Source organism: Candidatus Bathycorpusculum sp., assembly GCF_009778815.1.
Taxonomy (GTDB): domain Archaea; phylum Thermoproteota; class Bathyarchaeia; order Bathyarchaeales; family Bathycorpusculaceae; genus Bathycorpusculum; species Bathycorpusculum hydrogenotrophicum.
Genome location: NZ_WRFL01000067.1, coordinates 1 through 11,687, shown reverse-complemented (window position 1 = coordinate 11,687; position 11,687 = coordinate 1). Strand labels below are relative to the sequence as shown.

11 protein-coding genes and 1 pseudogene are annotated in these 11,687 nt (G+C 43.6%); 4 read left to right on the top strand and 8 right to left on the bottom strand.

Annotation, left to right across the window (positions count from 1 at the left end):
• The coding region (locus FWF39_RS10425) for a hypothetical protein (RefSeq protein WP_343383376.1) at nt 1–2,196 on the bottom strand (2,196 nt) is incomplete at its 3' end.
• A 568-nt stretch (nt 2,197–2,764) separates the two neighbouring features.
• Here FWF39_RS10425 and FWF39_RS10420 point away from each other — a divergent pair.
• Entirely contained in the window at nt 2,765–3,130 is a 366-nt protein-coding gene (locus FWF39_RS10420; protein ID WP_343383375.1) for an Rrf2 family transcriptional regulator, read from the top strand.
• Nucleotides 3,131–3,207: 77 nt separating this feature from the next.
• Here the strand turns inward: FWF39_RS10420 and FWF39_RS10415 are convergent, their stop codons facing one another.
• From FWF39_RS10415 to FWF39_RS10405, 3 genes are read right to left on the bottom strand one after another with little or no spacing between them, the layout of a single operon-like run.
• Nucleotides 3,208–4,404, bottom strand: coding sequence for a glycosyltransferase family 4 protein (locus FWF39_RS10415; RefSeq protein WP_343383374.1), 1,197 nt, complete (start codon nt 4,402–4,404; stop codon nt 3,208–3,210).
• Nucleotides 4,394–5,425, bottom strand: coding sequence for a glycosyltransferase (locus tag FWF39_RS10410; protein WP_343383373.1), 1,032 nt, complete (start codon nt 5,423–5,425; stop codon nt 4,394–4,396). Before FWF39_RS10410 ends, FWF39_RS10415 begins: the two co-directional genes overlap by 11 nt.
• A gap of 3 nt (nt 5,426–5,428) precedes the next feature.
• Entirely contained in the window at nt 5,429–6,127 is a 699-nt protein-coding gene (locus FWF39_RS10405) for a glycosyltransferase family 2 protein (protein ID WP_343383372.1), read from the bottom strand.
• Nucleotides 6,128–6,203: 76 nt separating this feature from the next.
• Here FWF39_RS10405 and FWF39_RS10400 point away from each other — a divergent pair, with 76 nt between their 5' ends.
• On the top strand, nt 6,204–6,758 hold the full coding sequence (locus tag FWF39_RS10400; protein ID WP_343383371.1) for a hypothetical protein: 555 nt from the start codon (nt 6,204–6,206) through the stop codon (nt 6,756–6,758).
• Entirely contained in the window at nt 6,745–7,863 is a 1,119-nt protein-coding gene (locus FWF39_RS10395; protein ID WP_343383370.1) for a histidinol-phosphate transaminase, read from the top strand. The genes FWF39_RS10400 and FWF39_RS10395 overlap by 14 nt, the downstream gene beginning before the upstream one ends.
• Nucleotides 7,864–8,321: 458 nt before the next feature.
• On the opposite strand, the gene FWF39_RS10390 is transcribed toward FWF39_RS10395, so the two are convergent.
• Complete coding sequence (locus FWF39_RS10390) at nt 8,322–8,954, bottom strand: hydrolase (protein WP_343383377.1); 633 nt, start codon at nt 8,952–8,954, stop codon at nt 8,322–8,324.
• Nucleotides 8,955–9,496: 542 nt separating this feature from the next.
• On the opposite strand from FWF39_RS10390, the gene FWF39_RS10385 reads away from it, so the two are divergent.
• The gene (locus FWF39_RS10385) at nt 9,497–10,342 is read left to right on the top strand and encodes a pirin family protein (RefSeq protein ID WP_343383369.1); all 846 of its coding nucleotides are present in this window, start codon (nt 9,497–9,499) and stop codon (nt 10,340–10,342) included.
• 104 nt (nt 10,343–10,446) lie between these two features.
• On the opposite strand, the gene FWF39_RS10380 is transcribed toward FWF39_RS10385, so the two are convergent.
• From FWF39_RS10380 to FWF39_RS10370, 3 genes and pseudogenes are all read right to left on the bottom strand, one after another.
• Nucleotides 10,447–10,992, bottom strand: coding sequence for a GNAT family N-acetyltransferase (locus tag FWF39_RS10380; RefSeq protein WP_343383368.1), 546 nt, complete (start codon nt 10,990–10,992; stop codon nt 10,447–10,449).
• Nucleotides 10,993–11,055: 63 nt separating this feature from the next.
• Nucleotides 11,056–11,511, bottom strand: a complete 456-nt coding sequence (locus FWF39_RS10375; protein ID WP_343383367.1) for a GNAT family N-acetyltransferase — start codon at nt 11,509–11,511, stop codon at nt 11,056–11,058.
• A 71-nt stretch (nt 11,512–11,582) separates the two neighbouring features.
• Nucleotides 11,583–11,687 (bottom strand): annotated as a pseudogene (locus tag FWF39_RS10370) (IS5/IS1182 family transposase); the annotation flags it as partial.

Sequence of the window (11,687 nt, the reverse complement as noted above, 5' to 3'; positions counted from 1 at the left end):
TTCAGTAACTTGAGACCCAAAGACCTGACCATCAACTACCTTCTGAGCAGCCAACACCTTGTCAGAACCCTGCTCAAGATAGTTCACCACATAACCCAGATCACTCCGAGCACAGTAGTAGAACACAAACTCATTGCCAGAGGCTGTCAAGGTTTTTGAAATGCTTGTTGGAGCGAGTGCAGTGTAACCAGCTACAGCTATTGCATTCTCTGTTACTAAAGAGCCAATTTGACCAGATACAACCTTGTCAGTAGCTACTGAAATTGTTGATCCAGCCAAATAGTAATGTACTGTATAGGTGGTCTCAAAGATGCTTGAGTTTACCCATAGTGCTGGATAGACCAATCCGCGTTCGCTGTTTCCGTTGGGGTTGATTTGGAATTGGAAGGTTCTGCCGGTGTAGTCTAGATCACCTGCGGTGTAGCTGAGGTCGCCTGGAGAGCGGAGCCACATTCCATAGGCATACATCTGTGGGATGGTGATTTTGCCAAAGTTGAGGGTTGCATTGGTGTTGCTTGGTTGTACTTGGGGGTTCATGCCGCGTACATCATGTGTTTTAGATAGGAATTCTGCAGATTCACTGTAGCTTAGTGCAAATGCAATATCGTTGCCTGTGCCTATGTGGTTAGAGGTTGGGGTACTAAATCCGTTGGTTAATGATGCAACATTGCTAGAGGTTCCAAGGACATTTAGGGCGTTATTTTTTACTGTGTAGTCGCGTAGTCGGGCGTTGGCAGCCAGATTATCGGCAACAGGAGAAGCAGCGCCGTTGAACCATGCGTTGATTTTATCTCGGACTACAGAGTTGCCATAGGTATTTGCGGTACCGTATGTAGTGTATTGCCACTCAGGGTTGCCGTAGCAGGATGCTTGTGGGTAGATGTTGAGGTAGTTTGTGCGTACAATTAGAGAATAGTCGCCGTATCGTGCTATTTCAATCCAGTTGACTTTATCACCGGTCATGCTTGGGGTGAGAACTCGGCCATCTACAACAGTTGGAACATCGTTATTTGAGTTTACTGTGTAGTAGAACACAAATTCATTGCCAGAAGCACCCAGAGTTTTTGTGAGACTTGTTGGAGCAACCGGGTTATAACCAGATATGGCTATTGCGTACTCAGTTATAGAAGCGCCAAGTGTTTGACCAGATACAGTCTTATCAGAGGCAATTTTTGTTGTTGTGCCAGCTAGATAGTAATGTACTACGTAATCAACAGGGCAGTCGTAGGTGTAGTAGAAGATAAACTCGGTGCCAGATGTGGTGATGGTTTTTGTAAGGCTTGTTGGTGCTAATGCACTATAGCCAGATATATCAATGGCAGATTCGGTCACAGAGGAACCAGCTTTGCCAGTTCCAGTTTTGTCTGGAGCGACTGAGATTGTTGTTCCTTCCAGGTAGTAGTGTACTACATATCCGACATCAGAGCTTGGGAAGATGCTTGATTGTACCCATAGGGCTGGATAAACAAGTCCGCGTTCATTGGTTGTTGTGGGGTCTATGTAGAATTGGAAGGCTCGGCCGGTATAGTCTAGACAGCCTGCTGTATTGGCGATGTCGCCTGGAGAGCGGAGCCACATACCATAGCCATAGATTTGTGGGATAGTGATTTTGCCATAGTTTGCTGTTGCAAATGTGTTGCTTGTTTGTGTTTCAGGGTTCATACCTCTTGCAAAATGTGTTTTTGATAGGAATGTTGCGGCTTCGCCGTAGCTTAGTGCAAAGGCGATGTCTTCACCTGTGCGTATTTGGGTGGTGGTTGGTTTGCTAAATCCGTTGGTTAGTCCTGCAGGGGTGCTTGCGGTGCCAAGGGTGTTTGCGGCAGTGTTTTGTACGGTGTAGCTGCGCAGGGGAGCGTTTGTGGGGAGGTTGTCAACTGCTGGGCCTGTGGCACGGTTGTTAAACCAGTTGTTGATGGCGTTGCGGACACGGCAACCGCTGTTTAGGTAATTGGTGCTAAGTGGGCTACTGTAGGGAGTGTATTGCCATGTTGGGTCGCCGTAGCGGCCGCTGCCAGCGTAGGTGTTTATGTAGTTTTCGCGTACAATCAGTGAATAAGAGGTGCCATCAGTATGGGTGTACTGTGCAATTTCTATCCAGTCAGAGTTGTCACCTGCTAGAGCTGCAGAGAGTCGTCTGCCGTTTACAGAGTAGGAGGCGCCAATAGGGTCGGCGGCGGAACTCTGCTGAACAGGCAAAAACATCATCAGCAACAGAGCGAGGGTAAGTGTTAAACATAGTGTTTTTTTTATCGGGGGATATTTTAGTCTATTTGAGACATCAACCATAGTTATCACATATTCATGTTTCATTATAATATAAGATAGATACCCCATCTAGCAGGTTATATATTTAGCGGGAAACCACACAAACCAAAAACACCCACCCACCAAGCACACAAAACAACAACAAACACCACAAACACACCCACCCAAAGAGACAATTATCAAAAATCACCCATAAACCCCCACATAACCACACAAACCACCAAAAACCAAGCCAATAACACCAACAAAATACCCCGAAAACAAAAAGAACAAAACACCCCACCAGAACACAAAACAGCATAACCGAAAGGTCGATATATGATCATAGAAGACGCGTAAATAATGCATTCCATGAGTGAGAACTAACAAACCAACAATGCAACGATATGTACCGAGGAAGTGGATGAGTTCAAAAGTGATAACAGCCAAATGTGACAGAAGTATCAACAATCCATATCTTTTAACATCAATAAATGTACAATAAGAGACGACTATAGCAATGCAATTAAACGTAACAACTGATTATGATATAAGAGTTGTATTGTATTTAGCGAAGAAAAAAGGGGTAGCAAACAGTAACGAGATTTGTATAGAAATGGGGATACCCTGCACCTACATGCACAAAATCACCAGAACCTTGAAAAATGCTGGGATAAGACGTGAAATACGCGGTTCAACGGGCGGTTTTGTGCTACAAAAAGACCCTGAGAGCTTATCCATATTAAATATTGCAGTCGCTTTTGAAAAGACGATGAATATAAACAGATGTCTAGAAGCAGACAAGTTCTGCAACCGAGACGCCGTACCCTTCTGCGCAGTCCGAGACATCTCGTTGAAGCACAAACCGAATTACACAACAGATTAAATGTAAAAATATCAACTTTTTTAAAACAAACTCAGCAGATAGAAAGCAAAAAAATCCATCACGTGTTATTGTAACAATCAACGCAGGGCTTCATCGTAGACTTTCATGGCGTCCTTTACAACTATACTCCAGTCGAGTCGTTCTACTACGGTTTGGCGTGCTTTTATACCCATCTCTGTTGCTTCCATTGGGTGCTCTAACAGATAGAGAAGAGCCGTTGAGAACTGTTGTGAGCTAAATGGAGGAACTAATAAGCCGTTTTTGCCGGTTTGGATGGTTTCAGGGATGCCGCCCACTGTGGTTGTGATAACTGGCAGACCAGTTGAGAGAGCTTCTAGGATGGCAAAGGGATGATGTTCATAGAAGGTGCTAAATGCAAAGATGTCGGCGGCTTGATAGAGTTTGGGTAAATCTTTGTCAGGGGTATAGCCTGTGAATAGGATATGTCTTTTGACGCCTAAGTGTTCAGCGTGGGTGTGGAGTTTTGTCATTTCGCTACTTTGGCCTTTTCCGGATATGATGAATTTGGCGTTTGGGAATCGTTTTATCACAGAAGGCATGGCTTCGATGAGGTTGAAGAGGCCTTTTCGTGCGTAGAGTCGGCCTACTGATAGGATGGCTATGTCGTTGGGGTTTAGGCCTAGTTCTTTTTTGATTTTGTGTTTGTTTGTTGGGGGTTGGAATTTTTTTGTGTTGACTCCGTTGTGGATGACTTGGATTTTGTTTGGGGGTATGTTGTAGTATGTTGTGAGTTCCCATTTGGTGAAGTGGCTGACGGCGATTATTTTTTGGGCGCGGTGCATCATGCCTTCTTCGAAGAAACGCAGGAATCGGTTGGCGCCTACGAGGAATTTTTCGTTGGCGTTTAGTCGCATATAGGGTTCGCCAGCGATGGCTTGGGCTTCGCCTTTCCAGGTGGAGTGAACGGTGCAGACTAGGGTTTTGCCAAAGTTGGGGGGGACCGCAAAGTTTGGGGTGAGGGGGAGTTGGGGGTGGGTGATGTCTATTTGGGCGGTTTTTTGAATGGTTTTGAGTTTTTGGCTACTTTGGGCGGCTAGCATAAAGGATTTGATGATGGGAGTTTTGGGGATCTTTAGAAATGATACATCGAGTTGGGGGTTGACGTGGAGGTCTTTTGTTTGGTTTGCACCGGTGACGATGTGGATGGGGTATCCGTTTTTTTGGAGCTGGTTGCTTAGGTAGTAGATGTAGCTGCCGGTGCCGCCTGTTAGCGGCCAGTATTCGGGGGATATGAAGCAGATTTTAGGTGTCATTGGGGGATCTCCGTTTTTTTGTTAGCGGAAGGAGGAGGTGGGTTAGGGTGATTGTGATAGCGCCGTTGAACCATGCTACTGAGCGGACGAAGTAGAGTACGATTAGTCTCATAGCGGTCCAGTCGTGGAATCGGTGTGAGATTTTTAGGGCTGAGTAGGTAAAGTAGAGGAGCATACCTATTAGTATGGTTGGGGGGCCGATCCAGAGGAGACGCAGGGTCGGTACCAATCCCAATAAAAACAATATTGTGGCTGATAGTAACAGTAGGGGTTGGATGTTCATGCCTGCATCGGTGATTTCGTCGCCTTTGGCTAGTTTTTTGTGTTTTATGTAGAGTTTGAGGGTGTTTTTGCCGTATTGGAGTTGTTGGCGGTAAAACGCTTTTAGGGTGGGGCGGTTGTAGTGGTAGCACACTGCATTGGGTTCGTAGGCGATTTTGTAGCCTTGTGCGGCTATACGGTAGCCAAAGTCGGTGTCGTATTGGCTGGGCAGATTCTCATTCCAACCGCCAACTTGTTCAATGATAGTTCTTTTTAGCAGCAGGTTCATGGTGGCTATGCGGTTGGTGTATTTGCCGATGCGTTGGTAGCGGTTTTTGAGCTCATAGCCGATGCTTTTGGCCCAGGGGTTGGTTTGGTTCCAGGTTTCTATGCCGCCGCTTACCCCCGCTACGGTTGGCTCATCTACTATGAGGTGTTTAACCAGTTTTTTTAGCCACGCTGATTCAACCTTTGCATCTGAGTCTACAAATCCTAAAATGGAGTGTTGGACAATTTTTTGGGCATAGTTGTAGGCCGCAGGGGCATTAAGATCGATAGATATTACTTTGATGCCTAGCTGTTTAGCGATTTGAACTGTGTTATCTTTGCTAACGCCATCCATAACAAGGATTTCTAGATGATCAGGGGGGTAGTCTTGTGCTAGAAGCGATTGGAGGCAGTCTTGGATGGTGTCAGCACTATTGTAGGCGGCTACAATTATTGAAACCTTAGGATAATAACTGGGCTGGACCATCATCATCGTTTACACCTTAAGATAGGCCCTAATAATTGAGAGAAGGATTTTGGAGCCATCTACCATTGGATCCACTCCTGAGTGTCCGTAGGTGCGTTGTTCAAAGGTTATAGGCACCTCGGCCACTCTAAAGCCTGCCTTAACTGCTTTAACCAGCATCTCGGATTCAATTTCGTATTCGCCTGAGGTAAGTTTTTGGGCTAGCAACACTTCACGTTTCATGGCGCGATAACCGGATTGACTATCGGTTATGGCAACCCCTGTGAAGAGGGCTATTAGGGAGTTAAAGATGTATACGCCAAATTTGTTGAGTTTGCGGGCTTCAACACGTTTGCGATTCATGTAACGTGAACCAATAACCATATCGGCTTGGTCACAAAAAACAGGCGCCACCACCTCATGTAGCTCCTCGGGCCAATGCGAACCATCAGAGTCAATAGTAACAATCAAATCGCCCCTAGCTTTGGCAAACCCAGCCCGCAAAGCATAGCCCTTGCCTAGGTGCTGTTTTAGGGTACAGACTTTGACATTGCGTTGAGAAGCAACCAGAAGCGAATTATCATGGGAACAATCATCAACCACAATAATTTCGGTCTCTAAACCAAGTTGGCGTACAGCCTCTTTTGTACGGTCAATAATGTTGCCTATCGTTAACTCCTCGTTATAGACGGGAATTATAATAGAGAGCAACATTTGATACTGCCCCATGGTTTTAACCTAAATAGGAGACCTTATAAAGTTTGGCTCCCCCAACCCTGTAATTACCTACCTGTAGAGGAAGCAAATGCAAACCACCCCCAACAACACAAACAGCCACGTCGATCAGAAAGTGTGGTTTTCTATGTGGTTTTTGGGTGCAGTGGTAACCTTTGGTGTAGCGTTTTTCCCTATGTTTTATCGTTTAGTGGAGGGGCGAAATCGGCATTTTCAAAATGAAGCCCAATTTGAGCAACACATCGCACAGTATCTCAAAAATAAAAACAAACAACCACCCCCACCCATAAACCCTGTGAAACCGCGCAATGCCAAGCTGTGGGCCGCAAGTATTATCCTTATCATCCCGGCTTTTATTATCATCTATCAGCTAAACAAAGACTTAGCCAGCCATGAAAAACAGCAAGATGCCTATCTTGGTGCGGCTTTGCCTGAGCGGGTGTTTATGCCCCAAACAGTACCGTTAACCACATATGTCTTGCTTACCATAGCTACCTTGGGGGTTGGAGCCGTGTACTGGCTGTATAAAACTGTAAATCTATATAACGCTCACTACAAAGCGCATCTAGCAGTTGAAAAAGAGTTAAACCGACTCCTGGAGGAACAAAAAAATGCCGGCAACTAGAGAAAAACGCTTTGTGAGCCATGGCGGAGACATATGGGGATTTAGCCGAAAGCACAACATACCCGTTGAAGAAGTGCTCGAATTTAGCGGCCCCATCAACTTTATGGGACCACCGCCCAAAGCAGTGGAAGCTGTTAAAGAACACGCCAGGTTAATCAAATTCTACCCCGATCCAAACCCGGTTGAATTCAAAAAAACACTTGCCGACTATGTGGGTCAAGGCATCAAAGCAGAAAACGTACTGATAGGTAATGGTTCAATTGAGCTTATCTATATGATAACTGAGCTTTTTGAGCAAAACTTTGATGCAATAATTCCAGTGCCCTCGTTTTCAGAATACGAAAAAGCAACCCTGCGCTCAGGGGGTAAAATTACCTTTGTTCAGTTGCCAGCAGATTTTTCGCTGGAAAACGCAAAAATCAAAGAAGCCATTAGCCCAGACACAAAAATCATGTGTCTTTGCAATCCTCACAGCCCCTCAGGCAGACTCTACAAAAAACCAGAAATTATGGAGTTAGTAGAGTTTTGCCAAAAAAAAGACATCATATTTAGCATTGATGAGAACTATATTGAATTTGCCCCAGACGGCCAACAACACACCGTTGCAGGTATGGTGCAAAAATATGAGAATCTGTTTGTTATCCGCTCAGTCACCAAATTCTACGGTATGGCCGGATTACGCTTAGGATATGCTCTTGCGGCAAGCAGTCTTATTGAAAAACTTGAAACAATACGCCAACCATGGAGCATAAATGGCTTAGCATGCCAAGTTACCCAAGCAGCACTCAATGACCAAGAATTCACCACCACAACCAAAGAAACCATCAACAAAAACAAAGAACAACTAACAAATGATCTAAACCAAATCAAAGGCCTGCAGGTCTATCCCTCCACAACCAACTTTTTGCTCATAAAACTAACCAACCCAAACCTCACCTCCACCAGCCTCAAAGAACAACTAGCAAAACAACGCATCCTAATCCGAGACTGCAGTACATTTATGGGGATGGATAACAAACACATCCGCATCACAGTACGCTCAACCAAAGACAACAACCAACTCGTCGAAAAAATAAAACAAATAATAGACTGCCTTGGCAATTAAAATAGTGTATTTGCTTGTTTGGTATTTTCCCAAATATTTACAACGTCCATGAAAGTAGTCTTCTGTTTGAAAATATAAAATAAGAGTGTTAACTAAGTAACGTTTTTGTGTGGAGTGTGTTGTAGGGTTGGTTTGGTATGTTGTATGAAGTGTGGAAGCAGGTTGTATTCCAATCGTGTTTGTAAAAGGGAACAACGCTACGATGCAAAGTATGCAACAGGCAATTTGTGCCCCAAGACATCAGGGGGAAACTGAAACTGAAAAACTAACCGTCAGCCTGCTATACATAAAGGGGTGTTCCTGGGTACCATTACACGGTTAATGCATGGTTACGGCTCACCGGCGATGGGTTGATTTAGTAAGAGGGGTTACTGTTGGATGGTGCTGGTTGCGTTTGCGTATTGTGGAGGCAACTCCAAAGCACCGTCTTTGCAACTAAATGTCTCTGAAACCTACTACTAATCGGAGGAAGTTAAACCTTCAATCGGTGTTCTATGTTCGTTTTTAGTGATGGGTGAATCTTGTCCGAAAAGAAGATTACGGAAGTCTGCTATGGTGTCTTTGCGGTTCCAATCACGCTGCAACTCACATACCAACTGCACCCAGCTTATATTCACAGCACCCGCCTGGGCCACCCGCCAAAGAGCCGCCTTATGCGCAGTCAACGATGTTCCACCCACAGCATCAACAACAGGATACACAGCATAACCTTCGTTTAGGGCATCAAGAGAGGGAAAAGTCAAACAAGCCTCCGTCCACAGCGCACACATAACTAGTTTTCTGCGCCTAGTTGCTCTAACAGCCTCATAAAACTCTTCATCTTCCCAAGCATTAATCTGAGTCCTATCATACTCCACCTGATCAGCCAATACCTTTTTGAGCGGAACTATAGTGGGCTTATTCACCCCGCTTTTTACATTAACAGTGGATAAAACTACAGGTAAGTTGTATGCTTTGGCGGTCAGCGCTACTTTAACTATGTTTTTCACAAGAAGCTCTCGCTTTATCGAGGCAATAGAGTTTATCTGTGTTGGCTGATAGTCGATGATAATTAAAGCAGAGTTTTTGGGAGTTAACAAATAATCATCAATTGATCTCTCACTGGAAAACTCGTCATAGAAACCCAACAGTTTACTCTTTTTTTGGCTAAATAATATTTGTATCAATCAAAAGACAATAACAAACAAACAGAACAATAATGCAACAAACTGATGTACATCATTCTGCTAACCATAGAGGAGCTAATACAGCAAAGTCATCAGGCTATGAATTGTTTGGTGTGAGTTAGTTTATCGTGTCAGGTACAAAATGTTATGGGGACATAGCGATATTTTCCCCTCGTGGTGTGTTTAGCTGTTGCTTTGTTGTGTGCTTTGTGTTAGCGACCCAATTGACTGTTTTAGGGTTTTCTGGCATAATAACCGGCACTCTTCTAAACATCCCAGCACACAACCCAGCAAAAAATTATCCAGCAAAACTTCTAACACTCTAATTAGCTGATTACAGGGGTAATACATAGTATAAATTAAACTCAACAGTAAACCGCTAAAACACAATGATGATCCGTTACATGTTTTATATAACCAAGATCAGATATTTATTTCTCGAAGTGTTCACTTTTTTAGATGATTTTTTGGATAGAAAAATACAGAAAGTTTTGGACCGCCGTCTCACACTTGAAGGTGCGGGTGTTAAGCTCAGGCGGGTTCTAGGAAATGATAACACCTCAACTTTGGATCCTTTCTTACTTTTAGATCATTTCGGCTCAGATAACCCAAATGATTACATTTTGGGGTTTCCTTGGCATCCTCATCGCGGCATAGAAACTGTAACTTATATGTGGACGGGTAATGTGGAACATGGTGATAGCATCGGTAACAAGGGTACTATTGGGTCGGGTGATGTGCAGTGGATGACTGCGGGTTCAGGTATTATCCACCAAGAGATGCCCCAGAAATGCGACGGTACCCTGCAGGGTTTTCAGCTTTGGGTAAATCTGCCTGCAAAAAAGAAAATGATTGCCCCCAAATACTTTGGAGTAGAACAAACACAAATCCCCCATGTTGAGCAAAACGGTTTAATAAAAATTATAGCTGGAAAAATCGACAACAGCGTAGGTCCAGTCCACGATTTATCCAATGATATAGAATACTTCGATGTAAATCTAGCCGCCGGGAAAACATTTACACACCCAACCTCCTATGATCACACAGTGTTTATTTATGTCGTGAATGGTTCAATTGAAGGAGAAAATAACTCGGCTGCTGAGGGCCAATGTGCAGTTTTTTCAGAGGGAGATTCGGTGAGAATTTCTTCTAAGAAGGGTGCTATGTTTTTGTTTATTTCAGGCGAGCCCCTAAAGGAGCCGGTAGCTTGGAGAGGTCCTATTGTTATGAATACTTGGAGAGAAATTGACACTGCCTTCACAGAACTCAATGCAGGAACATTTATCAAAAACCATTCCACACCACCACCCTGAAATCGATCCAGTTTGAAACCATTTGATTAATCGGTGATCAACTAGTCAGCATTAACACCAGAACAATAAAATTTGCGCCATAAAATTAGTATCTGCGTATTTGCTCAAACCAAGTCCAACAAATATTCCCGGCTGTCAAAGAATCGGATGCCATCAACATGGGGCGTTATGCCATCTCTATCGTAAATAAAACCCAATTTATTAATCACTTTAGCAGAGGCGAGGTTTTCTTTCGCATGACCACCGGCAACTCTCTTAATCCCGAGATTGACGACAGCGAAATTAAGAATAGCTTTCATCGCCTCGGTGGTATATCCACAATTCCAATGCGCTTTCATGATGTTGTAGCCAACTTGAAATAACTGCCAGTCAGTTTCCCAAATCAACCCACCTGAACCAAACAACTCACCAGTCTCCTTTAACACAAAACCCCAAATATAGTTGTCACTTGGAATAATGTTACCTTCCAAATCCAGCTTCCATGCAATCTCTTTTAGCCACTCTATTGTTTCGTCAATGGATTGATGCGGGAGCCAACTGACGTACTTAGCCACATCCGGATCACCCGTCCATCCGAAAAAGGCTGTAGCCGCATCAGCGGATGTGAGTGGTCTAAGTATCAGTCTTTCGGTTTCTATCGTGATTTTCAACTGCTGTCCTCTCCATTATAAACTATCATCTTGCATTCCGTTTTCATCAGGCAAAGGTCAGGGTTATACTCCCCGCAAGGCTCTTTTAAAGTAAACTTTATCCTTTAATTGTACTCCGTGTTCAAACATTGGTGCATCGTAATGTTTAATGAAATAGTTTTCTATGCGGTGTGAAAATACAAAGCCATTATTTTCATAAAAAGGTACGATAATAGGGGTGTCGCCTGTTCCAACGATCATAGTTGTGCCTTTATCTTTATAGTAATCGCAAACGTGATTGATTAAATATTTGGCGTATCCTTTACCTTGGAATTGTGGATATGTGGCTAAACTTTGTATCTCAAAGGTATTGTTTTCCTCGTCGGTTACAACGCAAATACTTTTTAAACTGTTGTTATCATATAATGCAAAAAGTACGCCTCTATCCAAATATTTATCAATCATATTTTCTTGCTCGTCGGCTAAAAGCAGTAAATCAAGAAAGTCTTTTTTGTTATCATTGATTATAACGACATTCAAGCTAAGGCCGCCTGCCCATTGCATTAATCTATTGTATTAATTTTTTTCTACACATTAGACCTCCTCGGGATTTAGTTTTGGTTTTCATGGTTGATTAGACCGCAGATTAGGGCTGCTCGTATTTCGAAACGTTTACGTCTATTGCGATACTTGTTTGCCAAAATTTTAAACACCTT